General features: G+C 46.9%; 13 protein-coding genes, 1 tRNA gene and 2 pseudogenes. 13 read left to right on the top strand and 3 right to left on the bottom strand.

What is annotated here, in order from left to right; genetic code table 11:
* The first annotated feature begins 172 nt into the window (after nucleotides 1-172).
* The 4 genes from FTT63_RS03670 to rpmE all read left to right on the top strand — a co-directional run bounded on the left by FTT63_RS03670 (nucleotide 173) and on the right by rpmE (nucleotide 4303).
* The gene (locus tag FTT63_RS03670; protein WP_180191994.1) at nucleotides 173-2329 is read left to right on the top strand and encodes an MFS transporter; all 2157 of its coding nucleotides are present in this window, start codon (nucleotides 173-175) and stop codon (nucleotides 2327-2329) included.
* A gap of 1 nt (nucleotide 2330) precedes the next feature.
* Nucleotides 2331-2732 carry a lactoylglutathione lyase gene (gloA, locus tag FTT63_RS03665; protein WP_005176820.1) on the top strand — a complete coding sequence of 134 codons (402 nt, stop codon included), beginning with the start codon at nucleotides 2331-2333 and terminating at the stop codon, nucleotides 2730-2732.
* 156 nt (nucleotides 2733-2888) lie between these two features.
* Nucleotides 2889-3869, top strand: a complete 981-nt coding sequence (locus FTT63_RS03660) for a bile acid:sodium symporter family protein (RefSeq protein WP_104489709.1) — start codon at nucleotides 2889-2891, stop codon at nucleotides 3867-3869.
* Nucleotides 3870-4075: 206 nt separating this feature from the next.
* Nucleotides 4076-4303 (top strand): 50S ribosomal protein L31, encoded by a 228-nt coding sequence (gene rpmE, locus FTT63_RS03655; protein ID WP_005176824.1) that lies wholly within the window; start codon nucleotides 4076-4078, stop codon nucleotides 4301-4303.
* Between the two features lie 71 nt (nucleotides 4304-4374).
* Here rpmE and FTT63_RS03650 read toward each other — a convergent pair whose 3' ends face one another.
* The 3 genes from FTT63_RS03650 to epmB are packed head-to-tail and all read right to left on the bottom strand — an operon-like array spanning nucleotide 4375 to nucleotide 9256.
* Complete coding sequence (locus FTT63_RS03650; RefSeq protein WP_163145936.1) at nucleotides 4375-6492, bottom strand: EAL domain-containing protein; 2118 nt, start codon at nucleotides 6490-6492, stop codon at nucleotides 4375-4377.
* The gene (locus tag FTT63_RS03645) at nucleotides 6474-8219 is read right to left on the bottom strand and encodes a GTPase (RefSeq protein ID WP_171499824.1); all 1746 of its coding nucleotides are present in this window, start codon (nucleotides 8217-8219) and stop codon (nucleotides 6474-6476) included. The genes FTT63_RS03650 and FTT63_RS03645 overlap by 19 nt, the downstream gene beginning before the upstream one ends.
* 20 nt (nucleotides 8220-8239) lie before the next feature.
* Complete coding sequence (epmB, locus tag FTT63_RS03640; protein WP_127799261.1) at nucleotides 8240-9256, bottom strand: EF-P beta-lysylation protein EpmB; 1017 nt, start codon at nucleotides 9254-9256, stop codon at nucleotides 8240-8242.
* Between the two features lie 377 nt (nucleotides 9257-9633).
* Here epmB and efp point away from each other — a divergent pair, with 377 nt between their 5' ends.
* The 9 genes and pseudogenes from efp to FTT63_RS03595 all read left to right on the top strand — a co-directional run bounded on the left by efp (nucleotide 9634) and on the right by FTT63_RS03595 (nucleotide 17723).
* Complete coding sequence (gene efp, locus FTT63_RS03635; RefSeq protein WP_005176835.1) at nucleotides 9634-10203, top strand: elongation factor P; 570 nt, start codon at nucleotides 9634-9636, stop codon at nucleotides 10201-10203.
* Between the two features lie 172 nt (nucleotides 10204-10375).
* On the top strand, nucleotides 10376-12475 hold the full coding sequence (locus tag FTT63_RS03630; RefSeq protein ID WP_127799259.1) for a carbon starvation CstA family protein: 2100 nt from the start codon (nucleotides 10376-10378) through the stop codon (nucleotides 12473-12475).
* A gap of 11 nt (nucleotides 12476-12486) precedes the next feature.
* The gene (locus tag FTT63_RS03625) at nucleotides 12487-12786 is read left to right on the top strand and encodes a YbdD/YjiX family protein (RefSeq protein WP_127799257.1); all 300 of its coding nucleotides are present in this window, start codon (nucleotides 12487-12489) and stop codon (nucleotides 12784-12786) included.
* Between the two features lie 97 nt (nucleotides 12787-12883).
* Nucleotides 12884-13825: pseudogene (locus FTT63_RS03620) on the top strand (AAA family ATPase); the annotation flags it as partial.
* Nucleotides 13820-14521 (top strand): annotated as a pseudogene (locus FTT63_RS03615) (DUF58 domain-containing protein); the annotation flags it as partial. The pseudogenes FTT63_RS03620 and FTT63_RS03615, both read left to right, overlap by 6 nt.
* A gap of 2 nt (nucleotides 14522-14523) precedes the next feature.
* Nucleotides 14524-16533, top strand: a complete 2010-nt coding sequence (locus FTT63_RS03610) for a DUF3488 and transglutaminase-like domain-containing protein (RefSeq protein ID WP_127799253.1) — start codon at nucleotides 14524-14526, stop codon at nucleotides 16531-16533.
* A 31-nt stretch (nucleotides 16534-16564) separates the two neighbouring features.
* Nucleotides 16565-16641 (top strand) — tRNA-Val (locus FTT63_RS03605).
* A gap of 208 nt (nucleotides 16642-16849) precedes the next feature.
* Nucleotides 16850-17278 (top strand): I78 family peptidase inhibitor, encoded by a 429-nt coding sequence (locus FTT63_RS03600; protein WP_005176977.1) that lies wholly within the window; start codon nucleotides 16850-16852, stop codon nucleotides 17276-17278.
* 208 nt (nucleotides 17279-17486) lie between these two features.
* Complete coding sequence (locus FTT63_RS03595; RefSeq protein WP_075166657.1) at nucleotides 17487-17723, top strand: hypothetical protein; 237 nt, start codon at nucleotides 17487-17489, stop codon at nucleotides 17721-17723.
* Nucleotides 17724-17921 lie beyond the last annotated feature (198 nt).

Below are 17921 nucleotides of genomic sequence, written 5' to 3'. Positions count from 1 at the left end.
CAAAACGAAATTATTGCAATAGAGATTTAAGGTATACAGGTTTAATAGAAAATTTCAAGCCAGGCCGCTGCATTTCTCCAGAAAATCACAGGGCGTTTGCATAAATCAGGTTGAAACCAAATCCATTAAACGATTGAATAGCAACATTCAGTTTTTTGACAAAAATAATGTAATGACAACACAATCTACAGGATGGAAATCTGCCTTTACCGCATTTTTAGATCGGCGTGCGCTGATCATGCTGTTTCTTGGCTTCTCGGCCGGTATTCCCATTCTTCTTATTTTTTCCAGTTTATCGTTATGGTTAGGTGAAGCCGGCATTAGCCGTAATGCCGTAACTTTCTTTAGCTGGGCGGCGCTGGGTTATTCATTTAAGTTTGTCTGGGCACCATTAATTGATGAGTTACCAGTGCCATATTTAACCCAAAAACTGGGCCGGCGCCGGGCCTGGCTTTTAATTGCCCAGGTCCTGATTATATGCGCCATCTGTATTATGGCCTTTTCAGATCCGGCCTTAGGGCAGACGCATCTCTACCAGATGGCGGTGGGTGCGGTGCTGCTCGGTTTTGCTGCGGCCACGCAAGATATTGTGATTGATGCCTATCGTATTGAGCTGGCTGAAACCCAGATGCAAACTGTATTGGCTTCGACCTATAACGCCGGTTATCGTATCGGGATGATTGTAGCTGGTGCGGGCGCTTTATTTCTGGCGGCGTATCTGGGCACGGCTAAAGGCAACTATATTTATGAGGCCTGGAAATACACCTATCTGGTGATGGCGGCGGTGATGCTGATCGGGATGTGTACCACGCTGGTGATTCGTGAGCCGGTGGTGGAGCGTGTCCGTAAAGAATATAAACGCAGCGATTATTATCGACTGGTGGTGGTGTTTTTTGTTGCCGTGATCAGTTTTGTGCTGAGTTATATCTATTCCGGTCAGGCGCTGGATGCGCTGAAAAACCAGCTCAGTATTCAGGATTCCTTCCTGCTGTTTACGCTGGAGGCGATTCGCTTTATTGGCTCGGGTGCGGTGGCTTTACTGGTCGGAACTGTGCTGGTCAAACTGGGTGCAGTCAATAAACAGATGGCTTTTGAAACCTGGGTGCATCCGGTCGCGGATTTCTTTAAGCGCTATGGTTTAAAGCTGGCTTTGGTGTTACTGCTGCTGATCGGGTTTTATCGGGTTTCGGATATTATTGCCGGGGTCATTTCCAATGTGTTTTATCAGGACCTGAACTTTAGCAAAGAACAGATTGCTGAAGCAGTCAAAGTCTACGGGGTGATTTTCTCGTTGGTGGGTGGCTTCCTGGGTGGTTTGCTGGCCCAAAAAATGAATATCATGAAACTGATGTTTCTGGGCGCAGTGCTGGCCAGCTCGACCAACCTGATTTTTATTGGACTGGTCAAATCCGGGCAAAGCCTGAGTGATGTGCAGATGAATGTCGGGGCGCAGCAATATAAGGTACAGGCCGATGAAGCCGGTTACTGGAGCGTACAGGTACCGAGCAACGTGCTGGCTCAGGCCAATCAGATTCAGGTACAGGCACAATACGCCAATCAGTCCGATCAGGCACAATTAAGCATGCCGTATTTGCAGCAGACCGGCACAGCCCAAATCCAGTTATTACCGATTACCTCGGATGACCGGATTTCTGTACAGGAAGCCGAGCAAAGTCTAGTGATTCGCGGGCAGTTGAGTGGTCTTGATGCTGCACAGCTACAACCTGAACAGCCGCTGAGTTTGGTTCTGGATGGCAAGGAATATCCGGCCAAGCTGGAAGAAGGTGGCCTGTTTAGTGGCGTGATTGAAGGCCAGCAGTTACAGACAGCGCAAAATAGCACGATTCAGGTGCAGGCCCGATTGCTGGATGGCAGTACGCTCAGTGCCAGCCGCGGTTATCAGCTGGCACAGCAACATCCGGCGCTGGATATTGATATTCAGGCCCTGACACCGGTAGATGTCAACGCTGATGCAGCGGTAGAAGTTCGCGGTAAGGTGATTAAACCGTATAGCAGTTTATGGCTCTATCTGGCAATTATTATTGATAACCTGGCCTCCGGTCTGGCCGGTGCGGCATTTATTGCCTTCCTGTCCAGCTTAACCAGTGTGTCGTTTACCGCTGTACAATATGCGATCTTTAGTTCGCTAATGACCCTCACTCCTAAAATTTTAGGTGGATATTCAGGTACCATAGTCAATAATATCGGTTATCCGAGTTTCTTCCTCATGACCACGCTGCTTGGAATTCCGATTCTGATTCTGGTGGTGTGGGTGGCAAAATTATTGCGTGCTCATGAACACGCTCAAATTCAACAAAAGGACGAATAATATGCGCATGCTGCATACCATGTTACGTGTAGGCAATTTAGAACGGTCATTGCAGTTCTATACTGAAGTACTTGGCATGACTTTACTCCGTAAACGTGACTACGAAGAAGGCCGCTTTACCCTGGCATTTGTCGGCTATGGTGATGAAGACAACCATACCGTGCTGGAACTGACCCATAACTGGGATACAGACAGCTATGAGCTGGGCAATGGCTATGGTCATATTGCCATTGCAGTGGAAGATGCTTACAAAGCCTGTGAAGAAATCAAGGCGCGCGGCGGCAATGTGGTGCGTGAAGCGGGTCCAATGAAAGGCGGCGTGACCGTAATTGCCTTTGTGGAAGATCCGGACGGTTATAAAATCGAACTGATCCAGCAGGATGACAATGCCCGCAATAACTAAGTTGGCGCAGTAGTATAGCGCCACAAAATAGTGAACATTAAGCCAGCAGACTAGCTTTATTGTTCCAGCCCAGTAAGATGGAACTTTACCGTGAGGTAAAACCCGCTGACTGGGCTTTTTTATGTCGATGCAAAAATAAAATCACAGGATGTAGACATGCTAAAACTACTTGCATTGGATCGCTTTACCATATTGTTAATTGTGATGGTGATACTGGCCAGTATCGTGCCGGTGTCTGGACAGGTCGCTGAAGTCTTTGGCGTTATTACCACGGCGGCTATTGCGGTGCTGTTTTTTTTACATGGCGCAAAGCTGTCCAGAGAGGCGGTGGTACAAGGTATCATGCACTGGCAACTGCATACGCTGGTGTTTGCGTTTACCTTCTTGTTATTTCCCGTCTTAGGTCTCATAGCCAAACCCGTATTACTGCCGTTGCTGGGACAGGAGCTGTACTGGGGCTTTTTATTTATGTGCTTCCTACCCTCTACAGTGCAGTCTTCTATTGCCTTTACCTCGGTTGCACGCGGCAATGTCGCCAGTGCAGTCTGTAGCGCGTCTTTTTCCAATATTGCCGGCATGTTCATTACCCCGGTTCTGGTCAGCCTGTTTATTTTTGGCCAGTCGCAGCACGATTATGATCCGACCTCATCCATTATTCAGATTACCTTATTGTTATTGGTGCCTTTTATTCTGGGGCAATTGCTGCGGCCGTGGGTCTATCCATTTCTGGTCAAGTTCCCAAGTCTGGTTAAAGGCTTTGATCAGGGCACCATTTTAATGGTGGTCTATGGCGCCTTTAGTGGCGCCGTGGTGGCCGGACTGTGGAATGAAGTCAGTGGCACAACGTTACTGATTTTAACTGTGGCCTGTTCGGTACTACTGACTATCATCATGCTGCTGGCGCTGTACATCCCGAAATGGCTGGGCTTTAAACGTGAAGACCAGATTGCGATTTTCTTCTGCGGCTCTAAAAAAACCCTGGCCAGTGGTGTACCGATGGCGCAGATTCTGTTTATTGGCCAGCCTTTGGGCATGATTGTGCTGCCAATCATGATTTTCCATCAAATCCAGCTGATGGTCTGCGGCATTATTGCCAATTACTGGTCGAAGCAGCCTGAAATTGAGGACAAAGAATAATTCGCATATTGGCATAGATTCACGTATAATATGCCCCAACTTGTTGTGCTTAGCTCTGACGGTATCCGTCTCGGTGGGCCAAAAGAATGGTCTGTTGTGGTGTTGGTCTGCGGTTTATCTCGAATAAACAGCTTTTTTCCTCAGTCTTGAGAGTGATCAATTGCGACGACAGCAAAACCTTCTTTAATCTTATGGAGTAATCGACGATGCGCGCCGATATTCACCCAAAATATGAAAAATTAGTTGCTACTTGTTCATGTGGTAACGTGATCGAAACTCGTTCAGCTGTTGGTAAAGACACTCTTTACCTAGACGTATGTTCAGCTTGCCACCCATTCTACACTGGTAAGCAAAAGAACGTTGACACTGGCGGTCGTATCGACAAGTTCAAACAACGTTTTGCTGGTATGTCACGTTCTATCAAACGTGGTTAATACCCAGAATGAAAAAAACGGGCATTTGCCCGTTTTTTTGTGCCTGCGCTTCGGGTGAAAAGTACAAGACCTTATTGGTCTTGTACATCAATGAGATGATCCAGTTTCTTCTGGAAGTAATCACCCTGAATATAACGGGCATCCACATTCCAGGCGTTGGCAAATAGGTTCATATCGTTTAGTTCATGCAGCACCACTTCCACCGGCTTGATTTCGCTAAACTGCTGAATCTGTTCCTGTAGCTCCTGAGTTGCGCTATCTTGCATCAGTTTGCTGGTCAGCGATGGATGCAGGGTCACATATTGCACATCCAGCTGTTTAAGAATGGATTCGCTATACATCGACTGGCCGAATTCACGGATAGAAATTTCCGCGCCATGCTGATGCAGCAAATGCATCTGCTTTTGGGCATCCATCAGGTTCTGGCTCACATCTTCTTCAGAGAATTGCAGAATTAACGGATAAGCCTGCTGACTGCCCACAATGGTAATCAGTTTGGACACAAATTCCGGGAAAGCGCGGTCTTGTAACAGCACATGCTTGTTCAGGTTAACAATCAGCTTGGCTTCCGGATATTGGGTAATGAAGTTATGTAGCTGTTTGCAGGCTTCGACCAGAATCCAGCGATCCAGTTTAATGGCTAATTCAGGGTCTTCTGCTAAGTCAATTAAGCCAGTCAGTGGTTGCCATTCGTTATTGAAAATAAAGCCGCTGGTTACTTCGTAGGTATATAAGTTAGTATCATGCTTGTCGTAAAGTTGTTGATATTTCAGATGAATTTCATTACGATCCAGGCTGTGGCGTAAGGCGCCTAATAGCGATGAAGCAGCGGTTTCGACCACAGGTGCAACCTTTGGCTCGACAATTTCCAGCGACAGATCGGTCATGGATAAATCCAGTCCGAGGCTTTGCTCATCTTTTTGCTGATAAGGCAGTGCGGTTACAAAGGCACGTTCCATCAGCTGTTCAAACTGGGTGCTGTCGGCAATTTCACCTTCTAGTACCGCATAGCCCATACGGAAATTCAGCGGATAACTTTGCCCATTGACGCTCAATAACTGCGGTTTACTCAGTGAGCTGAGACCAATCAGTTTGGAATGCAAAATGGTGGTTGATTCTGCCTGGAACAAGCCAATATAGATCGATGAATTGACCTTGAATAAAGGCACATTGGTCTGTTCTTTCAGGAAGGTTTTAATATTACCGAAATAGTTTTTCAGCGTAACCCAGTCCGATTGCAAGACTTTTTCAGGGCAGGAGGCCAGGGCAAATACCACCAGCGCATTAATTTTGGATGGCTGATTGTTCAGGGTGCGGTTAATCAGCTGATGGGTCGGCTGCTGACCAGCTGTGCTTTCATTGCTGGCCTTGGCGGGTGCTGTAGCAGCTTGCTGAATATCAATGGTCAGCTGCAAGGCATCTTCATCAGTGGCCGGTAAAAATTCCAGCTGTAGCGGATTTTGCGCGGCGACATGACTATTTAAAGAGCTGTAGCTAAAACGGCCTAAATCAAACTGACCTTGCGATACTTTTTTGAAACGCAGTTTAAAATCAGCCAGATCTTCCGGTTGCAACAGGTCAAGCAAAGGCAGACCAATAATCTCATCTTCATTCTGAAAGCCAAACAGCTGTAAATATTCCTGATTGGCCTGTACATGAATGCCTTCCTGAATAATCGCCACCGCCTTGTTGCTGTCTTCCACCAGAGACTGCGCCTGCGTCTGGGCATTTTCCAGCTCTTCTTTGAGCTGGGCATGGGTTTGCTGCAAACGGCTGAAAGAGAGGGCACGAAGCAGACCTAGATAGAAACTGTCACTATCGTTCAGGTTGACCAGATCATAAATGCCTTTGCGGATGAGGGCGCTATATTGGGTGGCATCATAGTCTTCAGGCTGCAATAATACCAGTGGTAAATTCGGCTGTTTTGAGGCGCGAATCAGGGTCAGGGCCTGATCAATTTTCAAGTCGTAGGCGCGGCCAAAAATCACCACATCCCAGGTTAAATTCAGCTGTTTTTCAAAATTTTGCAGGTCATCGAGCAGGGTGGCCTGCACGGTATGTTCCTGTGCATTCAGCTGTTCGCAAATCTGATTAAAACGGATTTGGTTATCATCGATAATGAGTAAACGTGTTTCGGTACGTTTAAATTTTTTAGATAGTAAAGGATTTCTCACTTCAACGCTTCCCATAAATCTTGATTCTTAACGTCATTCATCTGCTTGTGAATAAAGGCATCGACTGTGGCTTGCTGCTGGTCATTTAACAGTTCAAAGTCAAAACGCATAAAGCTTTGAGTAATGAGTAACGGTTTAATTAAAAAGACTTTAATGTCTTCATCCCCTAAACGCAGCTGTACGGTCTGCTTGTCTCTTAATAATTGAATCCCCGGTAAAATAAGATGAGTGCTGACTTCATTTAGCTGTGAGCTCTGCATGAGCAGGGCAGGATGATAATGCCCGCTATGCCGGTCAGATTTCACATAGACGGCACATGGAATAATGTCCTGCGCCAGTACTTCAAGGCCCAGTTCCAGGGTTTTGTCAGTCGACTGTTTAATCCAGCGAATCACACCGCCACGCCACGGACTTTGCGGATTTTCCTGCACCAGAATAAATTCACCGGTTTTAAGGTTTTTTGGCGTTTCACCTTCCCATTTAATCCGGTAACCATTCACACTGATATCCAGCACTTCCGCGCCGTAAATCTGTTTGGCCTCGCGGTCCAGATTCTGGATTTTACTGATGTCGGCAGTGGCATGACTGTGCATCTGGTTGATGAACTGGCTTTCACTCTGGAACTGGTAATTTTCACCCAGTTGCAGGGTTTCCTGAAAATTCTTGCCTTTAGACAAATAGAAGTGCGCCACGCTTAAGCCAAAACAGATTTTGACCCGGGCCGAATATTCATAACGTTCATGGCGACGCTCAGGATTATGAGTGAGCAGGGTATGAATATGAAAATGCAGGGCCGGAGTTAAAAACAGCTTTTCATTGCGGGAGAAATGTTCGGCCTTGCGGCCCTGATTTTCACTAATATGATCCAGCAGTGCCTGCGTCGAAATAAAAATACCCGGCTCAAAATCACCCGATTGATGCGAGTTATAAATTGGCGGATAGTCTTTATTGGTATCGACAATATAGCGTGACAGGGTGGTTTCTTTGGGCAAAATCTGAATCAGCTTGACCCAGTCAAAACTGCAGAGATACAGCCCCTGAATTTCGGCTGGACGAATCTGATGGGTATTGAAAATATCCAGCAGGATTAATTGCACATAGGCCTGACTGATATTTTGCAGCTGATGCTGGGTGCCTTGCAGATGGTTAATATTGTTCTGATGAAAATTGTGCTGCAGCGCGCAGTTAAACAGTTGATGCGCAGTGAGCCATTGCCCGGAAAATGGCGAGCTATATAGCATCTGTTGCTGATACAGCAATAAGGTCAGTTGTTGCAGCGCATAATAGGTGGCCACAGTCCGCGCAGTCTGCAGGTTCTTTTTCAGGTTAAAGGCAAAAATGGAAAACTTCTGCTGGGCCAGCTGGCGGTGACTGCGGCGCGCGATTTCAATATAGACTTTGGCAAAATGACTACGTAACAACAGCGCCAGCTCGATAATATGCTCATTGCGGTCGCTGCTAATCAGACCCTGGTTAAAAAAGTGTTTTTCCAGGCTGGTCAGGACATTTTCCAGCGTCGGGTGAATGGCCTGAATCAGGTCAAAGCGCAAGGTTTCCTGACATTTGAGTTCAGAAATTTCCAGTAAGGCTTTGAACAAGGCTTTTGACGAGTCCCCAAGCTGTAAAATGGATAAGTCAGCTGCCCACTCCTGAATACTTTTGACAGAATTCTGGCAAAAACTGAGCTGTTCCAATTTCAGCTCAGTGGCAACCTGAAAAATATCTGAATGATTCATAGTCATCGTTGTTATTTAACTCAAATTCAAGCAGTTGAAACCCCAAAAAGCGGTGTTTTATTCTTTTCGCCCGCAATTTCCCTAACGAGTTTAGGAACCAGATAACCCGGCAAGTTCGCTAAAACCTCTTTATAAATAAGATCGATGTCCTGTGGCATCAGATCGAAATGATGTGCACCTTTCACTTTATCTAATACATGCAAGTAATACGGCATCACCCCAGCATCGAACAGGCGATAACTTAAATCGACCAGAACCTGAGCAGAATCATTCACCCCACGAAGTAAAACTGCCTGATTCAGGACGGTAATTTGATGTTTCACCAGTGTATTTAATGTACGGCAAGTGAAGTCATCCAATTCTGATGCATGATTTGAGTGTACCACCAGAATAATCCGTAGCCTACTGTTTTTTAATATGGAAATCAGCGTTTCATCGACACGGTTGGGGATTACAATCGGAACGCGTGAATGAATTCTCAAAAATTTAATCTGCGGCAGCGATTCCAGACGTTCGATCCAGCTCTGTAAACGTCGATTGGTTAACGTTAATGGATCGCCGCCACTTAAAATCACTTCGTTAATGTCGGGCTGAGATTCAATATATTGTTTGATGTTTAGCCAATCTTCATTTTTAGGCAGGTTGTCCTGATAGGGGAAATGGCGGCGGAAACAATAGCGGCAATGTACCGCACAGGCCCCGGTCAGGGTCAGTAAAAAACGCGACTTATATTTGTGCAGGACACCCGGTTGCTGGTTGGCCTGTTCTTCACCTAAGGGATCGGTGACAAATTCAGGATGATCTTCCAGTTCCAGATGATGTGGCAAGACCTGTAACAGCAGCGGATCAAAGGGATCGGCGACTTTCATTTTTCCGACGAATGCACGCGGCACACGTAATTTAAACTGTTCAGATGCCAGAATTGCGCCGGAGAGTAACTGTTCAGGCGACAGTTGCAGAAGACTCAGTAACTCTTGAGGATCGGTAATTAAATCACTGAGCTGTGATTGCCAGTTTTGCTGTTGATACAAATAGTTTGTCATGCCGGAAAAGAATCATGGAAGTGGGAGGGCAAGGCCTAATCGTGCTAGTTTAACAGTTTGCAGGCGCTGGGAATGTGCTTTGTGTGCGAAAAATCAGGACATCCGGGCCAGGCGGAGTCCAAAACGAGCTGCGCTGATTTTAAGCATCTGCCAGTTGGGAATAAAGCCGGTAGATGGATATCTGCTTGTAACTTAGGCAGCAGCGGCCGGTTAAACAATAATTTTTCATTGCGGCAAGGTATATTGGTCATTTAGAATACGTCACATAAAATGAATGTGCATGTGGCAACTAATGTTCGTGTCAGACTTGCTAAATGACATCGCAACAGCCCGTAGCATCGATAGCTTAAAGTTAGTAAGTTTGGAGTGTGCCAGTCATGGCCAATTATTCTACGAATGAATTCAAGTCAGGCCTTAAGGTTATGCTTGATGGTAACCCATGTTCAATCATGGAAAACGAATACGTAAAACCAGGTAAAGGTCAGGCCTTCAACCGTGTGAAATTACGTAACCTTAAAACAGGTAAAGTATTAGAAAAAACTTTCAAATCTGGTGATTCACTAGAAGCTGCTGACATTGTAGAAGTAGAAATGGACTACTTGTACAATGACGGCGAACTGTGGAACTTCATGGATCCTGTAACATTTGAACAGATCGCAGCTGATAAAACAGCTATGGGCGATGCTGCAAAATGGTTAAAAGACGATTCTAATGAAAAATGTACCATTATGTTGTTCAACGGCGTGCCTTTAAACGTTAGCGCTCCGAACTTCGTGGTATTAAAAATTGTTGAAACTGATCCAGGTGTTCGTGGTGATACTTCTGGCGGTGGCGGTAAGCCAGCGAAACTTGAAACAGGTGCTGTGGTACGTGTTCCATTATTCGTTCAGCAAGAAGAAAGCGTTCGTGTAGATACCCGTACTGGTGAATATTTAGAACGTGCATAATGGTGTAAAAATATACTATTATCGAAGGGATGATGATCAATCATCCCTTTTTTTATGCCAAAGTCTTAGAGGCATAGAAAAATAACAGGCGTAAAGTCGCAAAGGAAAACAGCAGTACCTCGAACAACAACAATCAAGCTGATTTAAATGCATCGAAAATATGAGGGATTGAATGGAAACATTACCAACGAAGTCGAGCCTAACTTCGAAAATTATCTGGCTGCTCGTCGCTATTGTGGGTGCAGTGTCTTTCGGGATTCTGGCGCTCAGCCGTGGTGAGCATGTAAACGCAGTCTGGCTGGTCCTTGCCGCCGCCTGTGTCTATAGCATTGCTTACCGCTTCTACAGTTTATTTATTGCCAATAAAGTCTTTGAGCTCAATGCCAGGCGTTTAACTCCCGCGCATCGGCTGGCCGACGGTTTAGATTATGTGCCGACCAATAAAAGTGTCCTGTTCGGCCATCACTTTGCCGCGATTGCCGGTGCCGGACCGCTGGTTGGTCCTATTCTGGCAGCGCAAATGGGTTATTTACCGGGCACCATCTGGCTATTGGTCGGGGTAGTGCTGGCCGGTGCGGTACAGGATTTCCTGGTGCTGTTTATTTCGACCCGTCGTGACGGCCGCTCACTGGGTGAAATGGCCAAGCAGGAACTGGGCAGCTTTGCCGGTATTATCGTGATGCTGGGTGCACTTGGGGTGATGATTATCATCCTGGCGGTACTGGCGCTGGTGGTGGTGAAAGCCCTGACCAACAGTCCGTGGGGTGTATTCAGTATTGCCGCCACCATTCCGATTGCCATTTTTATGGGCATTTACATGCGTTTTATCCGTCCGGGTAAAATTGCAGAAGTGTCGATTATCGGTTTTGTGCTGATGATGCTTGGCATCATCTACGGTGAAAACATTGCGCAGCATCCGTACTGGGGACCGTTCTTTACCTTGTCAGGGACTGAGCTGACCTGGGCATTGATCATTTACGGTTTTATTGCGTCGGTTTTACCGGTGTGGCTGTTATTGGCACCGCGTGATTATCTGTCAACTTTCTTGAAAATTGGTGTCATTGCAGGTCTGGCGATTGGTATTTTATTTGCCATGCCGGAAATGAAACTGCCAGCGGTCACCAAGTTTGTTGATGGGACTGGTCCGGTATTTGCCGGTTCGCTGTTCCCATTCCTGTTTATTACCATTGCCTGTGGTGCGATTTCCGGTTTCCACGCCCTGGTGTCTTCAGGAACCACGCCAAAACTGGTCAACAACGAACGCGATATCCGTATGATTGGTTATGGCGGTATGTTGATGGAATCTTTCGTGGCGATTATGGCGCTGATCTGTGCCGCGGTGCTTGATCCGGGTGTGTATTTCGCGATTAACTCGCCAGCGGCTTTACTGGGTACGTCGGTAGATACGGCAGCAGAAGCTGTGCGTAACCTTGGTTTTGTGGTCACGCCTGAAGCCTTGACCTTGCTGGCCCAGGAAGTCGGTGAAAACTCGATTCTGTCCCGTACCGGTGGTGCGCCAACCTTCGCGATTGGTATGGCCCATATCATCACCGAGATTTTCAATAGCCGTGAAATGATGGCGTTCTGGTATCACTTTGCCATTCTGTTTGAGGCGCTGTTCATTCTGACAGCGGTGGATGCCGGTACCCGTGCCTGCCGTTTTATGGTTCAGGATACCGTAGGTATTGTGATTCCTGCGGTGAAAAAATCTCACAACTTCTTTGGTAACTTGCTGGGGACAGCAGTTGCGGTGGCAGGTTGGGGCTTCTTCGTCTATCAGGGCGTGGTCGATCCACTTGGCGGGATTAACAGCTTGTGGCCACTGTTTGGTATTGGTAACCAGATTCTGGCTGCGATGGCGCTCATTCTTGGTACTGTCATCCTGTTCAAGATGAAGAAACAGAAATATGTCTGGGTGACGATTATCCCGACCGTGTTCCTGTTTATCACCTCGATGACTGCTGGCTGGCAGAAGATTTTCCACGAAAATCCGAAGATCGGCTTCCTGGCGCAGGCAGAGCGTTTCAATACCGCCATTGCCAATAATGAAATTCTGGCACCGGCCAAAAGTATTGCGGAAATGCAGACTGTGGCAATGTCGAACCAGATTAATGCGGCATTGTGTGGCTTCTTTATGATTGTGGCGTTTGTGATGCTGTTTGCTGCGATTGGGGTGATTCGCCGTGCCTTGGCCAATCCGGAACCAACCGTGCATGAAGCAGAAGCAATTTACCGCAATCCTGAAGATATTCAGCCGGCCAAAGGCCATTAAGGAGCGAGAAGATGAATCTGAAATTTGCTCGAGCGGGTAAAATGGTGATTTATAAAATCATCAAAATGACCGTGATGTCGCAGAAGGATTTAATCCTGAATCCTAAAAACTGGTCGCGGATTGCCACATTGTGGCAGCGTTTGCAGCAAAGTTTCCGGCTGATGGTGGGGGTGCCTGATTATCAGACCTATCTGGAGCACATGCGGCAGCATCATCCGGATCTGGAAGCGATGGATGCCAAAACCTTTTACCGGCACTGTGTCGATTCACGTTATCCATCTTCCGGAAACCTGAAGAAGTGTCCGTGTTAAAAATCTAGAAATCATCTGATTTCTTTAGAAAAAAAACAAAACGGTGTATGTTAGGGCATACACCGTTTTTATTTGGGGAATGAAGGTGATTTGGGGCATGAAACAGGATAAGAAGTCGGAACCAGTACACGATCAGGCGCAGCTCCAGAGCGAGCTGCAGCGCTATGCACCCAAAATCCAGCAGTTCCTTGAACAGGTTAATCAGATTGTTTTAGATAAACAGCAGCAGACCAAACTGGCACTGGTCTGTTTACTGGCCGGCGGCCATGTGCTGTTTGAAGATTTACCCGGTCTGGGCAAAACTACCTTATCCAGCAGTCTGGCGCATTTGGCCGGACTGAAATTTCAGCGGATTCAGTTTACCAATGACATGCTGGCCAGTGATGTAATTGGGGTGAACATGTTTAATCAGAAAGAACATCAGTTTGAGTTTAAGCAAGGCCCGATTTTTACCCAGATTTTATTGGCCGATGAAATTAACCGCTGTAGCCCGAAAACCCAGAGTGCCTTGCTGGAAGCAATGGAAGAGGGCAACGTCACGGTCGATGGCGTGCGTTACGAACTGCCGCAACCATTTTGGGTCATTGCTACCCAGAATCCGCTGTTTCAAAGCGGAACCTATGCATTGCCTGAATCACAACTGGATCGCTTTTTAATGCGTTTATCACTGGGCTATCCATCGCGTTATGCAGAAAAACTATTGCTGCAGCAATCTTCCCGGCAGAGCCTGATTGCCAGTTTGCAGCATGTGTTTAGTGAAGATGAAATCCTGGAATTACAACAGCAGGTGCATCGGCTGTATGTCAGTGACGCCGTACAGGATTATATTCTGGATCTGGCCGAAGCCAGCCGTAAAAACCGGCATGGACTATCGACGCGCGGAGTACTGGCCCTGAAAAAAGCCGCCCAGGCACATGCGTTAATTGAACAGCGCAGTTTTGTCACTCCGGATGATGTACAAGCGGTTTTTGTGGCGGTGGTGGCACATCGTATTGGTTTAAGTGAGGGTGAAACCCAGCAGCTGCTGCAACGTATCAGTTTTTATTTGACCTTTAAGCAGCTGCATGGCTTGCAGCTTGAGGTGGTGGCACAGCAGGTCGGGCAGGCCGGGGAAAATGTCCAGCTGCACCTGTTTTTTCAGCAGGATACGCCACAGCTGCGTTATCTGTGGATTCAGGTTGATCAGCAATTACATAAACTGGCGCTGAGTGAAGCCAAACAGCAGTATAGCTTAGCTTTTTATACTGCCCAGCGCGGCAAGTTTCATTATCCGGCCATCCAGTTATATTCGGTTTATCCCTTTGGTCTGGTACGTGCCTGGACCTATCTGTATTTCAATGACTTTGCCTGGATTGCACCGAAAGCGGCGCAGCACACCACTGAAAATAAACACAACCGGCACAATGAAGAACCTGATTTAGATGAATTCCGGGAGCTGCGCAGTTATCAGCTCGGAGATTCCTTGCAGGCGGTGTCCTGGAAACAGGTGGCGCGTGGCCAGGGTTTATACGTCAAGGTCTTTGAGCAATATCAGAATCAGCAGCAGCTTGAAATTGACTATGCGCAGATGCCCAGCACATCGCATGAAGAAAAACTCAGCCTAATGATGGGCCTAGTCGAGCAGTGTGAACAGCAGCAATGTGCCTATGCCCTGTATTTGCCGCAGGTAGAATTACCGGCCGCCTGTGGCGAGCAGCAATTGCTGCTCGCCAAACAACTGTTGGCGCAGGCATAAAGATGAATTCCAGTATCCGTATTTCGATTCTCTCAAGCCTGGGCCTGCTGTTACTGGCACAGCTGATCTATCTGCCTGTGCTGCTTAGTATAATTTTTATCATCATCCTGATTAGTCTGTATTTCAGTCTGCAGCCCGGGCGTCAGCCGATTGCCAAATACTGGACCTTTAGCCTGATTGCGCTGGCGCTGCTGAGTATTTATTTACAGTACCGTGCCTTTATTGGGGTAGAGGCCGGCGTGGCGGTGTTATCAACCTTTTTATTTGCCAAGGCCCTCGAAACCCGAACCCGGCGCGATGTGATTATCCTGTTCAATTTCGCGCTATTTGTCAGTGCCAGTTCCTTTTTGTTTAGCCAGTCAATCTGGATGGCCTTTATGGTCATTTTAAGCCTGCTCAGCTGTCTGATCGGGCTGTATCGCCTGCAAACCAGCGAATTTGAATATCAGGCTTCGGCTGTACAGGCCTTAAAGCGCGATGCCCGCCATGTGGGGCGTTTTGTGCTGTATGCACTGCCTTTTTTTGTCTTGCTGTTTACGTTTTTCCCGCGGCTGCCGCCACTGTGGCATATTCCGATTCCGGAAAATAAAGGCATTACCGGAATTAGTGACAGCATGTCGCCGGGCGATATTGCCGAGCTGTCGCAATCCAGCGCACTGGCCTTTCGGATTATTGGCGATGTGCAGCAACTGCCACCACGACATGAACTGTATTGGCGGGCGATGGTGCTGGATGAATATGATGGCCAGCGCTGGAGTAGCAGCTTTGTTAACCAGCAGCCGTTAATGCGTAGCGATGTATTGCAGCCGGCGCAGGCGCGTAGTTTTGATTATCAATATCTGGCGGCTGACCCGGGTGTGCGCTGGGTGATGGGGCTAGAGAAATCGGTTCCGTTGGAGCGCCGTTATTATAGCCAGCAGGATTGGGGCATTGTACCGCGGCGTTTAACCCAGCGGATCGAGCCGATTCCGTTGCGCTGGATTGGCGATATCCAGACCCAGACCGTGAGTAATGCTCACTTGAATTTACGCATCAATACTCAATTTCCGGTACAGCAGGACTTGCAGGCACAGCAACTGGCCCAGCGTTTATTTTTGCACAGCGGACAAGATCCTGAGCGTTATGTACAGCAGGTGCTGCGCTGGTATCGGGAAAATGGCTTTGTATATACCTTAACCCCGGGGCGATTAGGGCAACATCGTGTTGATGAGTTCCTGTTTCAGTCACGTCAGGGCTTTTGTGAACATTATGCTTCCAGTTTTGTGATGCTGATGCGTTATGTCGGAATTCCGGCGCGGGTGGTCACCGGTTATCAGGGTGGAGAGCTGGCCCCAGATGGTAAAAGTTGGGAAGTACGCCAGTTAGATGCGCATGCCTGGACCGAAGTGCTGTTAAACGGCAAATGGCAGCGTTTTGACCCCACAGCAATGATTAGTCCGCAGCGGGTTGAGCAGGGCATGCAAAACCTGATTGCGGAAGATCAGGCGGTATTGGGCGAGCGCGGCAGTGGCTGGACTTATCGGCATTATCATTTAATGAATAAACTGCGTATCTGGAGCGACTATGCCAGCTATCAATGGCAAAGCAAGGTGGTGGGCTATAATGCCGAGTCGCAGCGGGGCTGGCTGGCCAAACTGGGGCTACATTCCAGCTATGCCAATATCCTGATGCTGATACTGACCATTTTAGGTCTGCTGGGGCTATATATGGCCTGGTTGTATTATCAGCATCTTCGCCGGCAGCCAAAACTTGCCCAGCTGTTGCAGACGTTTTCGAAGCCGTTACCGCCTGAATTACAGAAAAAGCCTGCTGAAACGTTTAACATGTGGATGTCTCGTTTGGCGGCTCAGGCTGAGTCACAGCAGCATCATGTGTTTAAGCAGACCGTGCAGTTATATGAGCAGATGCAGTATGCATCTGAGCAGGTTTCTGAGGCAGATTTGAAAAAATTCAAAGCATTGCTGAATTCTTGTGCATCTGCATTGAAAAATCATAGAAAAGGCTTGTCATAAAATTTAAAAGTGAATATGATGCGTCACATATAGGCGTATAGCTCAGTTGGTTAGAGCGCTACGTTGACATCGTAGAGGTCTCCAGTTCGAGTCTGGATATGCCTACCAAATTTTAAAGGCTTATAAGTGAAACACTTATAAGCCTTTTTTTATCTCTGTAATTTCTCCATCCACCAATTTATCAGTAATAGCTCTATATAAGTCAAAGCTGTCCCTCATCAAGACTAACAAGAAGCTTTCTCCCTCTTTTGCAAAAAGACACAGCAGGTCCAGTAAAATTTGCTAGGCTAATATTTTTTATACAAGAATACTGCCCATGAAAAATATTGTTCTTTTTGCTGCGCTTGCAGCCTCGCTTATGGCCTGTAGCACCGTACAGCAACCCCCAGCACAGGTAGGACTTGCCAATCCGGCCAGTCAATATTGTATTGAACAGGGCGGCCGACTGGAAATTAAAGACGAACACAGTGGTCAGGTGGGCTATTGCCATTTGCCAGATGGCAGTATCGTTGAAGAATGGGCGCTGTTCCGTCAGCAGCCAGGCCAGTGTGTGGCAGAAGAAGCCAAAAAGCTGATCGGGCAATCGGGCAGTTTGCCACAGAGCGAAATCAAGCAGCGGACCCAGGCCAAAATTGTTCGCAGCGTCCATCCTGGCCAGCCGGTCACCATGGATTATCGCGCTGACCGAGTCACAGTAACCATTGATCCGAACAGTAATAAAATTGTGCAAGCATCCTGCGGTTAAGGCTAAACAGTCCGCCCAGTGCGGACTTTTTTATGGGTGTCAGGAAATTGAAATTTCAATAGGTAAGGGTAGGAGTGAGTTAAAGGCCAATTGAATGCTTGAATTGTTAAAATTTGATTAATACACAAACTGAAAGTTGTGACATGGTTCATATATTGTTTATTTTTCTGTTAGTATAAATTAAATTTGTTTAATAATAGTAAAGAACATGAGGCAAATCCTGATCGTGACCTTTATTGTCATGGTTGTCCTGTTAATGGTCTGGGTGTTTCAGCAGGAACAACACCGCAGACAACAAGAAATGCAGAATATTGTGCAGGAGGCACGCGACTCTCTGCATCTGATTGAACAAGATCGGGCTTCACATCGTTCATCGCTGGATGATCACATGCGACAGATCGAACCCTCTATTGAGCGGGCTGGAAGTTTAGGCCAAAAATTCTAATTCAGCATGAAATGCTCTGAATGAAAATTAAAGATAAATTTTAGAAACAATGAAAAATCAGTGTGATATAATTTACCCATTAGACAATTAAATTAGCGTATTTATTTTTTAAATAGTTGATTTAATTATGGTAAGTAAAGCTGCATAAAGTTATGCGGCTTTTTTGTTTAGAATTTATCTGATTTGAGCTGTTAAGGG

It is taken from the genome of Acinetobacter sp. C15 (assembly GCF_013420645.1).
GTDB classification, from domain to species: domain Bacteria; phylum Pseudomonadota; class Gammaproteobacteria; order Pseudomonadales; family Moraxellaceae; genus Acinetobacter; species Acinetobacter indicus.
This window is presented reverse-complemented; position numbering and strand designations above follow the sequence as displayed.